Below are 20927 nucleotides of genomic sequence, written 5' to 3'. Positions count from 1 at the left end.
CTCCTTTAGTTGTTCTTCCACTCCACCTTCGTCTCATCAGACTCCACATAAGCCTCACTCTTCTGAAGGATCTGATCTTCCTCAATATTCTCTGTCACATTTGCCTTAAAGACCATGCTATTAGAAATATGAAAGTTCGTATGTTCTACATTTCCATCTTCTGCTTTGACATCTGACACATCCGGAAGCTTCAAGGTATAACTGTATGTACCATCTGCATTCTTCACAACATCAAGCTTTGTTGAAAGTGTGAGTTCGTAAGTCGGTGTGGAACCATTTTCCGCTTTGTATGCGGATGTAATCTTCACACTGTAGTCGGTAATGTCGAATTCGTGGTGGATTTCTGTCTCCGGTGTTCCTTCCGGATACTGACTTGCAGTGTCATTCTCGTCAATTGTTACCCACTGCCATTCTTCCACAGTCCTTATTTCACCGTTTATCTCTTTTTGAACCTCAACCAGACGGTATACCTGAACCTGTACTCCATCCGCAGTTTCTATCATACGGACCTTTTTGTCCAGTTGTGTCTTACCTCCCTGGGCTGACGCATCTTTAATGGTTCCATTCAGATTCAGTGTAAATATATCTGCACAATCTACACTGTTCCAGCTCAGTACCGTCTGCTTCGCTGTCCATACCTTATCTTCTCCCGCAACCTCCGGTGTTGTTGAAACATTTGCCGTAAGCTCTGTATCGGCTTCATTTGACTCAACCTGTGGTGACTGAAGTTTTACATACGGAAGTCTGTAGCTGTCTGACCTCGTCCACTCGGAACTGATATTTCCACCGCCAGATGAAATTCTTGCGTAAAATACAATCCATTTTCCTGCATATTGGATTGACAGTCCTTGCATATCCTGTGAATACTTATGATCTGCCACTTCCATCTGTGCAACTGACCCTTCGATTGGATATGCCTGAACATAATCTCCCGGGTCTGTCTGTGTTGCCGCTTTTGCTTTTGCCGCGCTGTCATAGACATAAGCCTTTAACAGATATGCACTGCCTCCCGGCGGTACGCTGGCATTATCATTCGGTGTAAGAGTAACGGTCATTCCTCCATTTGTAAATGCTTCTGCTGCAATATAGTTGTCCGCGTGATGTGTCCAGTTTGTCTGCCATGTAACCTTCGGTTTCGGCAAACGGGTCGGTATTTCAAGTTCATTTGTAATACCTGCCACACTGTCAAGGTACGCACTGTCTGCAGCTGCTTTTGCTTTCAGGTAAATGACTACACGCTTACCTGCATATGCTTCCAGATCCACATCTTCGCTATATGTACCGCTGGCATTCTGCGCAGTTGTGACCTGAGTACCCAGTTCTTTCTCTTCACCAAGTTTTTCTTTGTCATCATATACACGTATATATGCCTGATATCCGTTACAGCCTTCCTCTGATGTGATCTGTGACCAGGATAATCTGTAGATCAATTCATTGGTATCCGGATTCTCGGCTGTCAACTGTGATGGCTGTTCCAGTCTTTGTTTTACATTGTAAGTTCCGGTTGTTGCAAGGCCGATCTGTTTTACTGCAGACGTATTTTTTCCAACACGCGTCACTTTCAGTTTTATCTTGGAGTAATTCCAGTCTGTACCATCAACTGTCAGTGACTTGCCTCCTGTATAAGCATCACCAAGATTGATCTTCACTTCTCTGCCAGATACGTCAACACCCGTCATAGACACCTGATATTCCGATGATGAAGTGCCTGCTATATCTGAATCCCATGTGAATGTATACAACATCTCACCATTGGTTCCGATGACCGGCTCCAGATATGTATCCAGATCTGCTCCTTCAAGTACAGGTGCCGGAAGCCACTCCCAAAGCTTAGATGTTACATTTTGATAATTTGTAAAATATCCTGCATAGTTTTCCAGTATCGTGCTGTGTGAGTACGTCCACTGTGCAGTTCCATTTTCATCCACATCTGTCAGTTCTTTTACATTTGCTTCTGTAATCTGGCTGGCATCTACATCGTAATAAGTATATACCGGACCAAGACCAGAAGATGCATACCAGATACGTACTCTTAAGTTACTTGCCTGCCCTATGTACTCTGGCAGATTTGTAAATGTTGCAGAAGCTTTTCCGGCCGATACGGTCAGAATATCTTCTTTTGCAAATACAACGTTTTCTTCACCATTCCACGTACCGATCAACTCTGCACGGTAGATTGGCGGGGTATTCATTTTCTGATTTTTGGCATCCAGCTCGACTTTTACCGAAAGGTCATCCAGTGTTGTTCCTGTAACCGTTACGTTCTGTACCAACTGTGGATTCCATTCCTTCAAAGTAATTGGCGGTCTGTATCCTGGGAGCTGTGTCGCTGTGGAAATCTCTTTGGACGACTCTGCCATGGTTGTTCCACTTGTAGTAGATGCCTGGGCTGTCATCTGGTAAGTATAAGCCCCATCTTCTCTGTGTGCCACTTTCATTGTTCCTGTCGGATTCGATGCATTCAGCGTCAGATTACCAATTCCTGCAACCTTGATCTTCACCTGCCAGTTTGGATAAATAGCGTTACCATTTTCATCTGTTGCATTGTATTCATCCAGATTATTGAGTACAAACCGGTAAACATGGTTGTTATCTGCATTCTGTTTTGAAATAAGTTCAATCCTTACATCCGGATCCGGAAGTACTTTGTTGATACTTTGTTCCGGCAGATCATACCACTTCGAAGGCTCCACATCGTCAAACATACTGACTGCGCGAACAGAAATCTTTACCTTTCCTGTTATTTCTTTTGAAATAGAAAAGCTTTCGTTTTCGGAATAAATCTTGTAAATCTTTTCATTCGTTCCGTTTGCCACCCGCACTTCATACATGAATGGATCGCATGCTGTCGTGCTATCATACAGTTCGCTTCCATTTCGTGCATGGTCCATTGTCTGTGGTACGACTTTTACAGTGATCTTACCGGTTTCCACTTTTGCTTCAGCAAAAGCCGGTGCAAGGAGTTCATTTTTCTCCTTTTCTACACCTTCCAGACGGCGATAACTTTCACGGGAATTATATGCAAGTAAGTTCTTGGAAGGATCTGTGATGGTTGCTCCAATATAATAAATATTATCATGATTTGGATACTGCTCATTACCTACATAATAAAGCACCTGTCCAATTCTTGTACCTGAACCGTCTTTTATGTATCCATCCTGATCTATATAACAATTTGCTCCGTTGATCGAGTTCACTCCTGAGTATATTTGTGTGACAACGTATGCTCCGTCATCTGCTTTTCTCATAATCTGAGTATTCTCTATAATCTTGCCAAAACTGAGCTTATTATCCGAAACTCTCACTATATTCTGTGATCGATCAGATCCTTTTATAATTGTTCCTTCAATAGTCTTAACTCCGATTGTGAAATCTGCGCCCAGATAGCCATCTTGCTTTCTGTTAGTCCGCTCCCCTATTCCATCATAAAAGAAATTGTTTTTTCTATTTTCTGCACTCATGAACGTCGGGTTTTGACTTCCTCTGACGATTCCATTCGAATAAATAGGATTTCCTGTTTTATTATAATCTCGATTTCCAAAGCTAGGTGAATAACAATCATTCACAATTGTGTTGTTGCTCCAGCCATCATAACGTGCACCAAAAATGCCTCCAACGAAGCTGTTTCCAATTAAATGTCTCGCATAATTTCTGCATCGTTCAATCTGCATTTTAACATTTGGTGTAGATTTTATAATTGAATTACTATTTGCATTATCGCAGGAAAGAAATCCGAAAATTCCTGAAGCCATAGAATTTGAATAAATGCTGACTCCCGGTTCGTTCATACAATCCAATATTCTGACTGTAAAGCGGTTTGCATTCGAAACATTACTTACCTGATATGTCGTAATATTTCCTAAAATTCCTGCACTATCATTCGCTCCGCTTCCGCCTGAACCCGCACTCTTATAAATGCTTCCATAATTCTCACAACTGATAATGTTATATTCGTTATTTTCATTTGCATGGTATAGCTGAGCTACAATACCGCCGGATGCTCCGACCCAATTTGCGGCAAATGTAGTCTGAAGGTTTCCATAATTACGGCAATTCTGGATCGTTCCTCCGGTTCCGGTCCACTGTCCCATAATGCCACCGGAATAATGGCTGTTGTAGCAATAAATGGTACCATAATTGATACATTTTTCAATCAGCCAGTCGCTGCCGGTAGCATTGTTCTGATTTCCGATGATTCCTCCGGCAAAACGGTTCGTGTCTCCACTTCCGATCTGTCTGCCGACAAAAGCACCGTTTACCAGTTTGCTCAGATCTTTTTGAGACTCATTCATACCAATGATTCCACCAGTACCAACTCCGATTGCCTCAGATTTGTTATTTAAGAACCATTTTCCGGATACGCATTCACTCAACTGGCCGGCTGTTCCGTTATAGGCTGTAATACCTCCTATGTTACCGTTATGAAGCATGTACATTTCTAATTTTCCGGCAGATAACGTTGTCCCGCCATTATATTTCATATTTTCAATTGTACTTGCACTTCTAGTATTTACATAAGTACCATCTGCACTCAAGCCCTGTCCGATTGCATTTGCCGCCAGTTCATCGGTTGTATCTGCACCGTTCATTACATCAGGTGTGATACTGCTTCCGGACATCGTTATCTTACCTTTATTGAATCCGGCAACTCCACCAAGCATACCGTATTTTGCTGTCAATTTGCTGTCAGCATTATTTTCCAGTGTACAGCCGTCTATTACCGCATTTTCTTCATTCTTACCAACAATTCCTCCGGCATGTGTTGCCAATGCCTCTTTCTGCGCTGCAGTACTTGTACTTGTAGCAGTATAGACACCGTTGATCGTCATCGTAATTTTACCAACACTGCAATTCTTTAATTCTGCACCTGACATATTGATTCCGGCAATTCCACCATAACAGTTTCCGGCAGAACCATTTTTTTCTTCAATTGTTCCTGAAAATGCTGCGTCACTTACTGTTCCGCTGTTTTGCCCTACAATACCTCCAAGATACTGGTAATCTTTGAAGCCGATCAGTGCAGAAGAGTCCGTTGTCACGCCTACTTTCACCTGAATACCTGTCACATTTGCATTTTCGCGGTTCTCTCCTACCACACCGCCAACTGTCAGATTGCTCTTGCTGCTGTCTACCTTTGGAATGATCGAACTATCAACCATTCTGACAGTTCCTTCATTGGCTCCGACCAATCCTCCTATAATAGAAGCATCTCCGGACAACACTACATTTCGTTCTGTTTTGCTGTTTTCTACAATTCCGTTTTCTTTATTTAATGAAGTAATCGCGCCAATTTCATTGCCGCCACGGCTGTAGATTTCTGTTGTTTCGGTTGATTTACTGCTTTTTACGGTACAGTCTTTGATCATTCCGTCATTCTCTGCCGCAATTCCGGAAGCATGACCATGATTACTTGTTACTTTTCCATAATTCGTACAGTTTTGAATCATCTTGCCTTTCGTATTTACAGCAGTAATTCCTCCGGCCGTTCCCTCATAAGCGATTACTTCTGCTGAACGGTTGACTGCACAGATTACATTTCCATTTGTCTCTCCGGCAATTCCTCCGGCAAAACCATGTGATGCGCGGACGTTCTTTGCTTTACATACCAGGTGTTTTGGTAACGCTGTCGTACCATCCTCTCCGACCACACCGTGATTGATTCCGACAATTCCTCCAACTTTTGAAGACCCACTGACAGACAGACCTGCGTCTACCGCAATGATTTCTCCACTCGTTTCTCCGTCTCCGGTAACCCGGATCGTTCCGTTCGCCTCATTCATACCTGCCAGACCGCCAACACCTGTTGCATTTCCGGCTGATACACTTCGCGTAATAACGCTTCTGCTGTTTTCAATTATAATATTTCCATTGTTACGTCCGGCAATTCCGCCGGCATTTTCTTTCCCAGATGCAGAAATATTAGCATTGCTCGTATTTTTTGTCAGAACTCCATCATTCAGATTCCAGCCGACCAGACCTCCGACATTGGAGCTTCCAGATACGGTCTTGTTCTGTGCAGTTGTACAATTCTGAATTGTTCCCGCCGTGTACTGAACAACGTTCGATCCTGAACTATAGCTTTTTTCTGTCTGATTCTTTGCCCCAACATTGATTCCGGCAATCCCGCCAATATAGTTCAGCGCTGCATTTCCAAAATGCTGCTGTAATTGACACTGATATACAAGACCTGCGTTTAATCCTACTACTCCACCGGTTCCAGCATATCCAGACATATTTCCGGTATTAAAGCAGCTGTCAATAATCTGATTTTCCAGATTGACACTGAGAATTCCTCCAGCAAAATGCATACGCACACTGTCCACTCCGTCTGTGCCAGACGGCAGTTCTGATTTTGTTCTGCCAATTTCGTTACTTTCAATATAGCTTCCTAATACGACACCATTTTTCCAGACAGACGCTGTCTGTGCTATGTCTCCACTGTTCGTACAGTTCTTAAGAAGCAGATAGCTGTCTTTCTCGCAATAGCCCACGATTCCTCCGGCATACAGCCCTGCACGGATTGGAATATTGTTCGTCGTCGTGATGGTCAACTGGTTTGGATTCTGTGATACTGCCAACGTATTTCTCGGGTAAGCAGGCACTCCATTAGAGTCCAGTCCAGGAAGTATTTCAAGTGCAACATTTTTCAGCTCTGCTGTTCCAAGCTGACTGGCAGCATAAGTTCTCTGATAGCCAACAATTCCTCCACAGAACGCTTCTCCTGTTATACGTCCAAGAATATTATCGGTGCGCATCTGGTTCATAGTCATATCCTGTGTCAGGTTCACAACATTTGCACCGATCACACCACCAACAAAATATTGTCCCTGAATACTCTGTGGTTTGATTGTAAGTTCCTGATTCAATACTTTTGCAGATGCATTCAGCCCAAATGCGCCGCCGGCACATTTCCCATATGCATAGATGCGGCCGCCAATCAGTGTATAATGGACATCAATGGTCGCATTTTCATCATTAAATCCTGCAATTCCTCCTACATAATTCTGCCCTACTACAATACTGGATACGGATTTCACAGTAATTGCTTCGCTTTCATCAGAAAATGTGATTGCTCCATCGTTATATCCTGCAATTCCTCCGGCAAAGCTTGCTGTCGCTTTCCATTTATGAACGATCATATTGTAAACAGAATTATCATAGTCAGAAAGATAGCTTGCGCAGTCTGCAATTGTAGAATCTGCCTGATTATATCCTACAATTCCGCCGACATACCGTTTGTATCCTGCTGCAACACCTTGATTGATGCAATTCTTAAGTGTAACATTCGTAGCATTTTCTCCTACGATTCCACCAACATAGCCGTTACCGATCACATAACTTGCATTGGCCGTTACAGAAGCACCGCTTTCTGTCGATGCCTGAATTGCATTCGGGACACCTCCGCCGAGTCCTCCGGCAATTCCGCCTACATACTCATCTCCAAGTACATAACCATTCTTCTCTGTAGAACAATTCGAAAGAAGTGTGTGTTCCCCATATCCGGCAATTCCGCCTACATATCTGCCCTGAAGAAGTTCTTTCTGATTATCGCTGCTATAGCGGAAACTTCCAGAACGTCCCAAAGCACTGACCGCATTATATACAAGTGCCTGATTGCTGTAGCCTACAATGCCTCCAAAATAGTTTCCCTCAATAGTACTACCTGCTTTTTGTGTACTGATATTGTCACAAAGGATTAAGCCATTGTCATTGCAGTTCAGAATATCTGCTTTCTGTTTTAATTTTGATGTTGTATACTTCGTACCATTATTATAACGGAATGTTCCATCCAGCCGTCCTACGATTCCTCCGGTATTTACATTGCCAGATACATCTGCATCATTCATACATCCGTTGATTTGGATTGTTCCATTTTTATTATTCAGATTTGCATATCCGATAATTCCGCCAATTCCATACGCATCTGTCTGTTTTACAGAACTTGGAAGAACCGCTTCCAGCTTCCCTTCAATTGTAAGATTTGATACAGTTCCGGAACTCAATGTCTGTATTGTACCGTTTTCATATTTTGCCAGAACTCCAACTAACATTCCAACACCGAGTGTGTCCTTGTTATCAGATACATTTGCATTTGATACATCTACCTTCACGTTCGTTTCAACGGTATTCGAGTTTTGTTTCGTTCTTGTAACTGCAATCTCTGTCAGTTTGCCTTCGCTTCGTCCCGCAAGGATTCCGACTCCTTTGAGTGACTTACAATTCCCTGCGCTGTCATTCTCACCTTTCTGACCGATCATAAGCGTCGGGTCACGGAACACAACATCTTTCACAGTTCCTTTTAACTCACAAAACAGACCAAGGAACTCTGATCTTGAAACATTCAGATTGGTTGTTGTCGTATCGTCTGCCACAGATTCTTCATCCAGATGCAGATTTGACACGAGTGTCTGGCTGCCTTTTCCGGTCAGTGTATATTCTTTTGGAAGTTCTTTTATAGACGGGAATCCCACTGTCTCTGTCTTCGTATTCTCGCGCCATGCAAGCTTCTCAACTTTTGTTCCATCCGGCTGTGCTTCCGCTTTAAAATCATAAAGGCCGGTTCCGACAGATGCCCAGTCCATATTCTTATTCGTCAATGTAAATGTTGCGCTGTCATGATTCTTCTCATAATAACGCATATTGGACAGATGGCGGAATGCTGCTACCTGTATGTCACTTCCTTTTGTATTATCCCCGAACATTGTGTTCGCCACATTGGAAGATACTTGTTCACTGTCGCGGTACTCCTGGCTTATATTTACATTAGAAGAACCTGTATAAGCTGTCGCTTTTACTTTTGCATATATATTCTGTGGCTCTGACAGTGCTGTAATAATCGTAGCAAGTCGTGTAATGCTTGTACTGGAGGTCTTCTCTAATTCTGATTTCGCACTTTCATTTGTTTGGCCGTCTAAAGCTGCCTGTACTTTTGCAGACATCATAGCATCCAATACAACCGAATATTTGTTATCACTGTATGTCACCGGGAACATCCAATTTGAAGTGTCTTTTGTTCCATCTGCTTTTGTCAGTTCTAAGGTTGCCATACCTGCCGTAGAATCTGCATTTGTACTCCAGCCCTGCTGTCCCATGTCAAACGGTGAAACTCTCAAGGTAAATAACTTTGTATTATCATCATTTTTATAAAATGACACTTCATAATCTACTCCAAGATCTGCCCCTACGTTACTGGACCAGTCCAGAGATAACTTTTCACTGTTTACAAGATTGATCGTTGTAATACGAAGCCGCTTCGTCTCGAGATTGACTGTATTGACGGTATCTTCTGTAGAATAGTAACCAAGCAGTCTCTTACTTCTGCTATCATAGTCACGCTTCTGCATGGTCAAATAACCATCAACGTCATCTGCCTTATAATTCAGTCCTTTACATCTAGATCCATAGAACGCAGAATAGACCTCTCCCGACTCGATATCAATCTCGATCGAAATAGAGGCATCCAAGAATCCTTTATCATATGTATAATCGTCCAACAAACGCAAGACCAGATTATTCTCTTTTGTCTGATCTGCCGCGCTTTTGTTCAGCTTAATTGTATAAATGCGGCCATTCAGCCTGATATCCTTATTGTCTTTGAACACAGCTTTCTGTGCGATCTCGCTGTCTGTGTCCTTTACCGCATCCTGAATCTCTTTTTTAAATTGTTCCCACTGTCCGGAAGATCTGTAGTAAGTCAGTCTTGACTCTGCTGCCAGATAAACTGTCTTTGCATTTTCTTCGTTTTTGCGAAACTCTGCTTTTTTCCAATAATTTATAAATAATGGTACTGCAATTGCCGCTATAATCCCAAGAATCACAAGGACAACCATCAGCTCTACTAATGTAAATCCTTTTTTCCTTTTATTAGTCATACTCATCATCCAATATCAATATTTATTGCTATAATATTTTTCTATACTTATCCGTTAAGTAATTGCTTACATAAATTCAAGAATGCCTCGGCATTCTTGCTGCGAGGTGCGCGTCATGCAATTGCATGACATACTTCTACTGCGCACCTCTGCAAGTCTACACTCCGTTTCGGTCGGCGCAAAACCATTGTCCACCGGACAATGTGTGCCCTGCCGGAGGCTATATCAGCTGGGGGATTGACTCCCCCACTGATACAAGCTTGTTTCTCACCACCTATAGAGGTGGAGTCATCTCCCAGATGATATAGCGATACGTCACTAATTGTCAAATTATGACATTTTTTGTAATTATAGCATATTTTTGGAAAACTCACAATGATTATTCTTTTACAATCCACTCATCTTTGATGCACCACAGTCCTGCCTGCACACTGTGAACACCACTGTTATCCCCCGCCTCGATTGCTTGCTGATGACCAAACAGACGTTTCCAGCTTTCCTGAATTCTTGCTTTCTGCTCCGGATAAAAATTACTGGTCATAATCTGAAATTCATTCATCCCCATATTTTTCAATTTTTCGGAAAATGTTGCTTCTTCCGATTCATTTTCACCGATATAATGCATCTGCATAATCTTCGTCCAGTCGAACATATCGAACAAGATTGCTTCTCCTATTGGCACGTCTAACGTCAGCACATGTCCATCTCCTGTCTGATCCACATTATAAAGATCTGTGAATGCCCAGTATGGATACTCGGCTCCTTCTGGTTTTGGAACTATATGCTGCGCCTCCTTTACAAACCAGCCATATGCATTTATAAATACCTTCGCAGACTCCTTATATTTTTTTCGTACATACTCTTCTTTTGAATAACATACGCCGTCCCGTTTCAATACCTGATATACAACATCAGTCTGAAAAGAATACAGTCTTATCGTATTACATCTGTCAGCCATTCTCTTCTCAACTCCCATATATTTCCATATTTCGCTTCGCTTCCCATAAGGATTGTATCATCAAACAGCCGCTCCCAGCTATTTTGTATCTCCCGTTTAATCTGTGGATAGAACTGGGAAATAACTGCTTTTACATCACTGATTCCATAATCATCCAGAAGTTGTCTGTGGCGTCTTAAGTCATTTTCGTCTTTCGGAATATATCCGTAATTTAAAATATGTCCCCACTTTGCGATATTAACGGATGTAATGATTGCAGGATCCAGTGACAACTCTAAAATTACTGTATTTTCACTGTTCATCATTGTTCCTTCGTTGGTAAATGACACCCATACCGGATACTCCACATCTGCCGGTTTATTCGCTCTGTCCGGTCCGTGTTTCACCAGCCAGTCATAAGCTTCCAGCACGACCGGAGCCTGTTCTTTCAAATCCATCCTGATATACTCCCGCTTCACAATGTAACGACCGGTCGTCTCCAACTCTTTTAACACATTTTCATGCTGTTTAGTCCAGACGGTAATATTCGACATACGCTCCCTCCTTTTTACATACCTTCATTTAAAACCCACCGTTCTGATATGCTCTTGCGATCACATAAGATGGCTCATAAAATGCACTGCAGTTATAATTGTCAATCACATTACAGAGTTCATTATTGTAAACTCGAAGAATCCCATCTACATAATCTTCCCCAAGCTGTAATGTATCTATAATCAACCTCTTATAAACTTTTCCCATTTCCAAAGGTGTGGGGATAATCTCCGCCAGTTCTCTGTCAACATCCGTGATGTCATAATCACCTTCCTGAAGATGGTATTCTTCAATCCAATCATCTTCAACTTGCAGGGGATTTTCGCAGTGTAGTACATTTGCCACACTAATCAGATGTTTTAATGCATCTCTTCCAATTGTATTTACCACATATTTATTCTTCTGATGAAGCTTTCTCGCCACGCGCTCTATCATATAACAGATAAAATAGAGGTCGTTGTCTGTTATCTCTTCGTCTGGAAAATATATATTCATCATAACGTTTCACTCCTTTCAAAATGTAACGTCTTCAACGCGTCCTCTGTACAAAACACAATCTGATGTGTTGGATATTTAAACTTAATAAGTTCCCAGAACGCTGCCTTAGAAATCTTGCCGGACATATAGTCTTCTACATAATCCCAAATCTGATCGTCTGCCATAGGTCCTTCTACAATATCAAATGCATGCTCGATTCCTCTGCGGCAATTCACTACAAATTGCAGCCATTCTTCTGTTGTTGTCTCAAATTGAAGCACTTTTAAACTTTCATTTTCTGTATAAGAATAGCTATTGATAATGGATGCACCTTTTTTAGTCAATGCCCAACGCGTTGCCTGTCTTTTTATATTTGTACAATAAAATCCATACCCAAAATCTTTATAATATCCGTTAATCAAAATCTTAGGTTTTGATACTGTTACATTACTTCCATGAAATAAAATGTTATTCTTCACGAACCATGCTCCCCTGCTATAAATATTTTTTTGCAAAAAGCCTCATCTTATATGATAAGGCTTTTCTACTATACTACCTCTACTTAATAGTATAGCAATTTTTCTATTAATGACAACTTGTTTTTCTCAGACTTTTTCCATGTCTTCATTGATTTTAATACTTCCAGAAATCTTCGATTTTTTCCAGCTTTTTCTTGTAAATTCTTCCGGAAAATGCCAGATGTGGAAGTTCATAGAACTCACATTTTTTCGAACAGATCGGACGGTACAATGGATCTGCTGCTATGATATCTGCATCTTTTAAAGCTTCTTCCATGTCTTCCTCTCCAAGAACCTTCCGGCTTGTTCGAAACAATAAATCTTCCGTCTCCTGTAACGGGCATAATACATGAACTGATATTCCATATTTCTGTTCAATAGCCAGAGCCAGTGACTCTGTCGTGACCGGTTCACCGATCAGCATAACTTCTTTATCGTTTTTGCCGCTTCCCGGCTGCTCCTTATCCAAATTTTCTTCACGTAATCTTTTATATGGGTATCGTTCTTTCTTCTCCAATGCCTGTACGATTTCTTCTGTAAATGTTCCTACCGGCGTCCCAACTACATATGGCATTTTATATTCTTTTTCCAGATATTTTGCGGTGCGAAATCCCACGGAAGATACAACAAGATTTACTTCTGCTTCCAGTGCATGGCTCAATACTTCAAGATCATCTCCCATCGCCCAGGTTGATAACACCTTCCAGCCACATTTTTCCAGATTTTTTTTCATATATCCGGCACGGCTATATGCTCCAAAATCAAGTGGCGTGACACCAAGAAGATTAACCGTATGTGGCTGTATATTTTTCTCTTCGCAAACTGCCTTTGCAGACACAAACTGCCTTGCAATCTGCTCCAGAGCTAGTCCTGCACCATATACATAGTCGTGCATACCATTGGTCGGTACAGAAAATGTAGGAATCCCAAGTTCCTGTTCCAGCACTTCTGCCAGTGCCGGAAAATCCGTTCCGTTCATATATGGAATCGGCGATCCGGCAAGTGCAATAAACCTCGGTTTTAATTCCCGTGCTGCATCCATGATATCATTCAGGAACTTTTCATCATTTCCCATAATCGCATCGATTTCAGTAAGTCCCGAGATGTAGATCAGGCTGTCCTGGTCATACCAGCGGATTTCATCATGTGTATTATAAGTAGAATTACAGCCGGACGGATCATGCATCACTGTCATACCGCCCAGTTCATAAAGTGCAGAACAGACACCCGACACATCCGCCGTGTAAATTGGTATCATTTTGTATGTCTGTCTCATATGCAGCTTTCGCACCCCCATCCTTTTCGCACAACCAGATCCTCCACTTCTTTTTCTTCTTCGTAAGCCCGGATCATAAGTTCTGCCATTTTCCGGATTCCATCAAATCCATACCACCCTGCACCTTCAACTACATTCACAAAATATGGGTTCTGGGTGAACCATGCTGCTTTTTGTCCCAGTGCCAGCATTTTTCCTTCATGCTTTCTTGGAAGCACGCGCATCTTTGGCTGAATGGTCGCGCGAAGCTCCAGTTTTGGCGCATGTTTGCTAAGCCAGTAAAATTCCTGTTCTTCCTCCGGGCTTACACCATCCAGATAAACAGCTTCCACACAAAATCCATGTTCTAAAAGATATTTTGCCAGTCCAAGCGGTCTCGGATGCATGAGATAGTCAATGACGATTGGTGTATCTCCAACAACTTCTCTTACTTTTTTAATAGTTTCTTCGCAAGCTTCAACCTCTTTTTCGTAATAGGAATCTTTTTGTGCATCTATCAACACATTTAATGTCTCTATCTGTTCTTCAGACGTCTGAATTATCTTAGATACCAATGTCTTTTCCAGTATCTCTGCCAGTCTTTCCATCTGCTGCTTTATCTCTTCATAATCAAAACTTGCCGGCATATAAATGTGTTCTCGTCCCAGTCTTTTTGCCAGCGTCTGCGCCCCGTATTTTGCTGTCGGATAGATAGAAAGAAATATATTTGCTTCACCAAGTTTCTCATACTTGTTCCATGTATCACAAGTCGTAATCTCTCTGAGTTCACAGCCACATTTTTTCAGGAATCGTTTGATGTCAGAAGTTTCGTCCAATGGGAAATTATGTCCAAGCAACGTGACGATATGTGGATCTGCTTTTTGCACTTTTAATGGATCATACATTGCTTTTCGCAGTTTCTGATCTGGTGTCAGACCAGTTTTTTGCATGATCGGATCCATATAACAGCGTACAAATGCAATTTCCGGGAAACGCCTGTCAAGTTCCTCATAGACCATCTTAAGATCACAGCCAAGAAAATGATGGAGGCACACGGTAAACAAGAGCACTGCTTTGGGTTTTCGTTCCAGTTTCTTTAATACATCTGTGACGCCTTCAATTGTGATATCCTCCAGATTTCCATTCAACAGATCGTCTTCTTCGATGATCACGTATGAAAAACGATCTGCCGCATTCATCTCGGCCGCCGTCAATACAACACCACGCATACAGTTATCTGCACAGACATATATCTGAATGGTCTCCGGCATCAACATTCCGGTGTGTACAATATTCCAGTTTCCATGAACCGGAGAGTTAAACTCCAATCCCGGATGAAATGGTGCCGGATAGGACGCATCTTTTATTCTGATCATGGCTCCTTCCGGGGTTACATAGTTTTTCTCCATTTCCGTCTGTCCTACTCGTTTTAACATAAATTCCCTCTCTAAATTCTTTCCCACTACATTTCACATTTTGTTCAAAAATGCCCCGGCAGCTTAGTTCTTACATATCGCCAGAACCGCCTCACTCAGAGCGCGGTATTCATCTGCCATCTCACTGTCAGGATAACACTCCATCAACGTTTTTTTCTGCTCTTCAGCTGACATTACAAGCTCGCTTCTGGAGAGGTACCCAATAGTACCACTGTGGAAATCTTCTGCCAGTTCCTGCACTTTTTCTTCTTCTCTTGGCACATTTCTCCGGTTCAGAATAAATCCGCCAAGTTTTGCATATCCGCGATTCTGGAAGCGTTCCAGCGCCATTGCAATGTTCGCTCCGGCATGAATGGACATGTTTTCTCCCGAAGTTACAACAAATACATAGTCTGCATACCCACTCCGCATAGGCATGGAAAATCCGCCACACACTACATCGCCAAGTACATCGTAAAGGACTACGTCCGGTTTGTAGACTTCATATGCTCCGGTCTCTTTTAGTTTCTCCAGTGCAGTGATAATTCCGCGTCCTGCACAGCCAAGTCCCGGGGTCGGTCCTCCTGACTCCACACAGACAACTCCTTTGTATCCGATTCTTGTAATCTCTTTCAAAGTCACATTGCCTTTTTTCTCATTATAGATATCCAATACTGCCGGCATAGGTTCTCCATCGCGCAAGGCAATCGTAGAATCTGCCTTTGGATCACAGCCAATCTGCATAACTGATAATCCTTTTTCAGCCAGTGCGACCGCCATATTGGATACTGTCGTAGATTTTCCGATACCGCCTTTGCCATAAACTGCAATTTTTAACATGATAATTCCTCCGGTTTGGTGATGACATTGGAGTAAGCAGTCTTTGCCGACACTCCCTTAAGACGCCCTATTTTTCCAGAAAGCGCACTGATCACATCCTGCGGTGCATCAATCGCAATACTGATAATATGGATTCCTTTTTGACGGTACGGGATTCCCATTCTTCCAATAATATATTTTCCAGACTCATGCAGATATTGATTCAACTGCTCCGTCGCCTCCGGGTTTTCTACAATAATAGAAATCACTGCTACTCTTGTTTCCATACTTTCTCTCCCTGCTCTTATTTCTAAGTAATCTGATCTTAGCAGATTCTCGGCAATAATTCTCCGCCTGGCTGTGGCAATAATGCCTGGGTTCCAATCTCCGTCATCATTACGACTTTTCCCGGCTGTTCTTCTGTAATTTCACCAATAATAGCAGCATTTTCTGAATATGGGCACTGACGCAATGTCTCCACAATCTTCGCTGCTTCTTCCTTCGGTGCAATGATGACCATAGTTCCTTCACATGCAAGATACAATGGTTCCAGTCCCAACATGCCACAGACACCCCTTACTTCCGGCTGAACCGGAATATTGGCGCTGTCAAGCTGTACGCCTACCTGGCTCTGCTTCGCAATTTCATATAATACAGTTCCCACGCCGCCACGTGTCGCATCACGAATAACATGCAGCTCGTGTGTCCTGTTCATCACTGCTTCCACCGTCTTCCAAAGGGGTGCACAATCACTCTTGATATCGGCCTCAATTCCCAAATCTTCTCTCTCAAGCAGGATTGTACAGCCATGGCGTCCGATATCTCCTGTTACAATAACCGCATCACCGGGTTTCGCAAGCTCGCCGCCGACTTTAACTCCATCTTCAATCTGTCCCATTCCTGTTGTTGTGATAAATACTCCGTCCACCTGCCCTTTTCCGGCTACCTTTGTGTCACCGGACACGATGTGAACACCTGCTTCTTTGGCTGTTTTTTCCATTGCTGACGCAATTTCTTCCAGTTTGTCCATTGGAAATCCTTCCTCAATGACAAATGCACAGGTCAGATACAGTGGCTTTGCTCCCATACACGCCAGATCATTGACTGTTCCGCAGATAGACAGTTTTCCGATATTTCCTCCTGGGAAAAATGCAGGTGATACGATAAATCCATCGGTAGACACTGCCATTTTTCCAACTGGCGGATTTAACACAGCCGCATCATCCGCAGTCAGATCCGGATTTGCAAAATGTGCCGCAAATATGTTATCGATTAATTCTGATGTCTGACGTCCTCCGGCACCGTGTGCCATGGTGACTGTCTGATCTTTTATTCCATTATTCATAATATATCACTCCCAGCTTTTTATTTCATTTTCTCTGCTTCGCCGTACATATAGTACGCGGAACATGCACCTTCTCCTGACACCATGCATGCGCCAACCGGATGCTGTGGTGTACAGACCTTACCAAACACCTTACAATCAGAAGGTTTACATTTTCCCTGAAGAACATCTCCGCACCGGCATGCAGGATTTGCTTTTCCCTGAATCGGCGGAATCTTGTATTTCTTCCGTGCGTCAAATGCGCTCCATTCCTCTTGAAGTCTCATTCCTGAACCTTTGATTACGCCAAGTCCTCTCCATTCACTATCACAAGGTTCCATCATCTCTTCTACCAGCTTCTGCGCCTGTGGGCTTCCATTCTCTGTTACTACACGCGGATAACAATTTACAAAAAATGGCCTGCCTTCCTGAAACCGTGCCAGTGCCACTGCCAGCGCTGTCAAAAGTTCTTTTGCTGTAAATCCTGCTACCACACCGCTGACTCCTTCTTTTGCCAGTTCTTCACACAGCTTCGTCCCGGTGATCGCATTAACATGTCCCGGATACAGGAAAATGTCTGCGCTTCCCTTCAATGCTTCATATGCCTGCGGCATCGTTTTATTCGCTGTCAGAATCGAGTAGTTCGTCAAGCCCTCTTCCCTTGCTTTTTTCACAGAAAGACAAGCAGACGGAGTGGTGGTCTCAAATCCGACTGAAAGGAATGTAACCTGCTCCTTTGGATGTTCTTTGGCATACTCCTTCGCATCTACTGGAGAATAGACAATACGGATTTTCGCACCCTTTTCTCTTGCCCCGGCAAGACTCATATTCGTTCCCGGTACACGTACCAGATCACCAAATGTACAGATTGTCACTTGCCTTTCCAGTGCCAGATAAATTGCTTCGTCAATGAATCCGACCTGTGTTACACAGACCGGACACCCCGGTCCCGAAATCAGTTCCACCTGTTCTGGCAAAAGTTTCCGGATTCCAAGTCTGAAAATCTCATGTGTATGGGTTCCGCACACTTCCATGATCCGCACCGGAGGACCATCATAGCCTTCGATGATCTCTCTGGCTGTTTTCTTTTTTTCTTCCATTATAATAAATCCTCCATGAGCTGATCTGTCTCACTTTCATCTTCATCCGTAATCTTCGCGATTGCAACTCCTGCATGTACCATTACATAATCTCCCGGCTCCAGTTCATCCAGAAGTTCCGCAGAAACCTCCCTCTTTGCTCCATCAGCATCTACCACTGCCATGCCTTCATTTATTCGCACTACCTTTGCTGATAATCCAACACACATGCTCTTAACCTCCCATAATCTATTCTTTTTATCTTTCAAGATCTGTTTTTACTTTACATTTTTACTATCTGTCTGCTTCTTTTTATTCAGATATGCCATGCCGTAAACTGCCTGGCCAAGCCCGATACCGCCATCATTTGGTGGAATCAGATGATGCCGCAATACCTGGAACTTTCGATTTAAAAGTTCCTTTTCCACGAGTTCCAGCAATAGACGGTTCTGAAATACGCCGCCACTTAACGCCACCTGATTACATTTCTTCTGCGTTCGTACATTTTCGCAGGCTGCGCAGATCTCCATTGCAAGCAACTGATGAAATACATACGCAAGCTTTCCGACATCTTCCCCTTGTCTTCTGCCCTCAATCATCTGCCAGACAATTGCATTCGTCTGCAAGAAAATATGTTCATGCTCCTTAACATCTGTATGCTTACCATTCTTAGCATTTGGGGCATTCTTGACATTCTCGGCATTTTTGGCGTTTTTGGTATTTTCCTTATTCTTTGCCTCATGTTCTTTCTGCCATGCCTCTGCTGCGAATTCCAGTGCCATGGACGCTTCCCCTTCAAATGTAGAGCTTTTTTGAATCCCCAAGATCGCACTTACTGCGTCAAACAGCCTTCCTGCACTTGTAGACTCAATTGCATTCAAATGTCGCTGTGCCATAGTAAGAATCACATTTGCTTCTGGTTCGGTACATAATTCCAATTCTTTTATGATATTTTTTGCGTTTTCTTTCTCCCTCACAAGCCCACCAATGATGGAGACTGCAATACGAAATCCTTCCTGGGAAGCAATGTCTCCGCCTACATGCCAGAATGGCTCAATACTGCCTATTCGTTTGAAATGTTCATAATCTGCGTACAGAATCTCACCGCCCCAGATAGTACCATCCGTTCCATATCCGGTTCCATCAAAGGAAACGCCAATGACTGGACCTGCGCAGTCATTTTCCGCCATACAGGATAAAATGTGCGCATAATGATGCTGCACTTGTATCATTGGCAGCTTCATTTCATGCGCCACCATTGTGGAATTGTACTTCGGATGCAGATCTGCCACTACAAGCTCTGGCTCTACTTCCAGCAAAGCAGTCAGCCGCGTGATCGTCTCCTGAAGCGCTTTCACCGTCCGAAGATCTTCCAGATCTCCTACATACGGCGCCGGATAAAACCGGTCATCATGTCCAATACAACATGCATTTTTCAATTCTCCGCCCACAGCAAGCACCTGCCCTTGCCACGCTTTTGAAAGCATATATGGGAGTGGTGCATACCCCCGGCTTCTTCGGATCATATACGGTTCTTCCCGGTAAAAATCCATCACGGAATCGTCTGCACGGATACGGATCTTCCGGTCATGAGAAAGTATGCAGTCGCATAAATGTGACAGTTCCTCTTTTGCTTCCCGGTCATCTCTGCAAATTGGTGCACCGGAAATATTTCCACTGGTCATCACGAGAAAATCCGGCATCTGAATGCCGTCATCATACTGAAATAACAATAGTTGAACCGGTGCATAAGGAAGCATTATCCCCACCTTCGGATTAAAAGGAGCTACCGATTTTGCAAGTTTGCTTACGCCTTCTTTTTTATCCAGCAACAGTATCGGTTTTTGATGCCCGGTCAGTATCTTTTCCTGTTCTTCGCTAAGTTCACATACACGGCGCACCGCCTCTTCGTTACGTGCCATCACTGCAAATGGTTTGACCGGACGTTTTTTTCTTGTCCGCAAAAGTTCCACGGCTGATTCCTTTGTCGCATCACAGCACAAATGAAACCCACCGATTCCTTTGACTGCCACAATTTTGCCTTCCGCGATTACGCGTCTGGCGTAAGTAACCGCGTCTCGTCCTCGTTCGCTTCTTTCTGCCAGATACACCTGTGGTCCACAATTATTGCAGCAAACAGGCTGTGCGTCAAATCTGCGGTCCTCTGGATCATGGTATTCGTGTGCACAGTCCTGGCACATTGGAAATTCTTTCATACTGGTACGTTCCCGGTCATACGGAAGTGCATCTAAAATAGTCAGTCTCGGTCCGCAGCATGTACAGTTAATAAATGGATGCAGATACCGTCTGTTCCCCGGCTGATACATCTCTTCCTTGCACTCTTCGCAGATTGCAATATCCGGAGAGACAAAGATTTCCCCTTTCGTCTTTTCGCTCTCAACAATCTGAAAATCTTTATAAATTTCCGGATTTTCAACGTCTTCTATATTCATCTTCAAGATTGCTGCACGTTTCGGAGACTGTTCACGGATCATGGTCACAAATCTATCCACCTGTGCTTCTGGCGCCTGTGCGAAAATCTCTACATAAGGACCTTTGTTACTGACGCTCCCATGGATATTACAAGTCGTTGCGTGACGGCTTACGGTTGGACGAAAACCGACTCCCTGAACAATTCCGTAGACACGGATTCGTCTGGTCACTGTTTCTTTCATC

13 protein-coding genes are annotated in these 20927 nt (G+C 43.1%); all 13 read right to left on the bottom strand.

Features of this window, described 5'->3' with window-relative positions:
* Positions 1-5: 5 nt before the first annotated feature.
* A complete protein-coding gene (locus tag C7E02_RS00895; RefSeq protein WP_158682954.1) occupies positions 6-9872 on the bottom strand; it encodes a type II secretion system protein in 9867 nt (3288 codons plus the stop codon).
* 379 nt (positions 9873-10251) lie between these two features.
* Entirely contained in the window at positions 10252-10830 is a 579-nt protein-coding gene (locus C7E02_RS00885) for a DUF3841 domain-containing protein (RefSeq protein ID WP_044911616.1), read from the bottom strand.
* Entirely contained in the window at positions 10806-11363 is a 558-nt protein-coding gene (locus tag C7E02_RS00880) for a DUF3841 domain-containing protein (protein ID WP_105308559.1), read from the bottom strand. The genes C7E02_RS00885 and C7E02_RS00880 overlap by 25 nt, the downstream gene beginning before the upstream one ends.
* Before the next feature lie 28 nt (positions 11364-11391).
* Positions 11392-11862: a hypothetical protein gene (locus C7E02_RS00875; protein ID WP_005336170.1), complete on the bottom strand. Its 471-nt coding sequence runs from the start codon at positions 11860-11862 to the stop codon at positions 11392-11394.
* The gene (locus tag C7E02_RS00870) at positions 11859-12320 is read right to left on the bottom strand and encodes a DUF3990 domain-containing protein (protein ID WP_005336169.1); all 462 of its coding nucleotides are present in this window, start codon (positions 12318-12320) and stop codon (positions 11859-11861) included. The genes C7E02_RS00875 and C7E02_RS00870 overlap by 4 nt, the downstream gene beginning before the upstream one ends.
* 154 nt (positions 12321-12474) lie before the next feature.
* Positions 12475-13635: a nitrogenase component 1 gene (locus tag C7E02_RS00865; RefSeq protein ID WP_105308558.1), complete on the bottom strand. Its 1161-nt coding sequence runs from the start codon at positions 13633-13635 to the stop codon at positions 12475-12477.
* Positions 13632-15050: a nitrogenase component 1 gene (locus C7E02_RS00860; RefSeq protein ID WP_105308557.1), complete on the bottom strand. Its 1419-nt coding sequence runs from the start codon at positions 15048-15050 to the stop codon at positions 13632-13634. The genes C7E02_RS00865 and C7E02_RS00860 overlap by 4 nt, the downstream gene beginning before the upstream one ends.
* Positions 15051-15113: 63 nt before the next feature.
* Positions 15114-15869: a nitrogenase iron protein NifH gene (locus C7E02_RS00855; protein ID WP_005336164.1), complete on the bottom strand. Its 756-nt coding sequence runs from the start codon at positions 15867-15869 to the stop codon at positions 15114-15116.
* The gene (locus C7E02_RS00850; protein WP_005332971.1) at positions 15863-16135 is read right to left on the bottom strand and encodes a TM1266 family iron-only hydrogenase system putative regulator; all 273 of its coding nucleotides are present in this window, start codon (positions 16133-16135) and stop codon (positions 15863-15865) included. The genes C7E02_RS00855 and C7E02_RS00850 overlap by 7 nt, the downstream gene beginning before the upstream one ends.
* A gap of 38 nt (positions 16136-16173) precedes the next feature.
* Complete coding sequence (hypE, locus tag C7E02_RS00845) at positions 16174-17193, bottom strand: hydrogenase expression/formation protein HypE (protein ID WP_105308556.1); 1020 nt, start codon at positions 17191-17193, stop codon at positions 16174-16176.
* 20 nt (positions 17194-17213) lie between these two features.
* Positions 17214-18272: a hydrogenase formation protein HypD gene (hypD, locus tag C7E02_RS00840; protein ID WP_022279111.1), complete on the bottom strand. Its 1059-nt coding sequence runs from the start codon at positions 18270-18272 to the stop codon at positions 17214-17216.
* On the bottom strand, positions 18272-18481 hold the full coding sequence (locus C7E02_RS00835) for a HypC/HybG/HupF family hydrogenase formation chaperone (RefSeq protein ID WP_005336157.1): 210 nt from the start codon (positions 18479-18481) through the stop codon (positions 18272-18274). The genes hypD and C7E02_RS00835 overlap by 1 nt, the downstream gene beginning before the upstream one ends.
* A 48-nt stretch (positions 18482-18529) precedes the next feature.
* Complete coding sequence (hypF, locus tag C7E02_RS00830) at positions 18530-20926, bottom strand: carbamoyltransferase HypF (protein WP_105308555.1); 2397 nt, start codon at positions 20924-20926, stop codon at positions 18530-18532.
* Position 20927: the final 1 nt, after the last annotated feature.

This window comes from Dorea sp. Marseille-P4042, assembly GCF_900290215.1.
Taxonomy (GTDB): Bacteria; Bacillota; Clostridia; order Lachnospirales; family Lachnospiraceae; genus Dorea; species Dorea formicigenerans.
The sequence above is the reverse complement of the archived record's forward strand: the minus strand, read 5'-3'. Positions and strand labels throughout refer to the sequence as shown.

Coding starts and splice junctions, on each gene's coding strand:
- C7E02_RS00850 (WP_005332971.1), bottom strand. CDS start 16,135: ATGGAAACAAGAGTAGCAGTGATTTCTATTATTGTAGAAAACCCGGAG.
- hypF (WP_105308555.1), bottom strand. CDS start 20,926: ATGAAAGAAACAGTGACCAGACGAATCCGTGTCTACGGAATTGTTCAG.
- C7E02_RS00860 (WP_105308557.1), bottom strand. CDS start 15,050: ATGTTAAAACGAGTAGGACAGACGGAAATGGAGAAAAACTATGTAACC.
- hypD (WP_022279111.1), bottom strand. CDS start 18,272: ATGGAAGAAAAAAAGAAAACAGCCAGAGAGATCATCGAAGGCTATGAT.
- C7E02_RS00855 (WP_005336164.1), bottom strand. CDS start 15,869: ATGTTAAAAATTGCAGTTTATGGCAAAGGCGGTATCGGAAAATCTACG.
- hypE (WP_105308556.1), bottom strand. CDS start 17,193: ATGAATAATGGAATAAAAGATCAGACAGTCACCATGGCACACGGTGCC.
- C7E02_RS00895 (WP_158682954.1), bottom strand. CDS start 9,872: ATGACTAATAAAAGGAAAAAAGGATTTACATTAGTAGAGCTGATGGTT.
- C7E02_RS00835 (WP_005336157.1), bottom strand. CDS start 18,481: ATGTGTGTTGGATTATCAGCAAAGGTAGTGCGAATAAATGAAGGCATG.
- C7E02_RS00865 (WP_105308558.1), bottom strand. CDS start 13,635: ATGAGACAGACATACAAAATGATACCAATTTACACGGCGGATGTGTCG.
- C7E02_RS00875 (WP_005336170.1), bottom strand. CDS start 11,862: ATGATGAATATATATTTTCCAGACGAAGAGATAACAGACAACGACCTC.
- C7E02_RS00885 (WP_044911616.1), bottom strand. CDS start 10,830: ATGGCTGACAGATGTAATACGATAAGACTGTATTCTTTTCAGACTGAT.
- C7E02_RS00880 (WP_105308559.1), bottom strand. CDS start 11,363: ATGTCGAATATTACCGTCTGGACTAAACAGCATGAAAATGTGTTAAAA.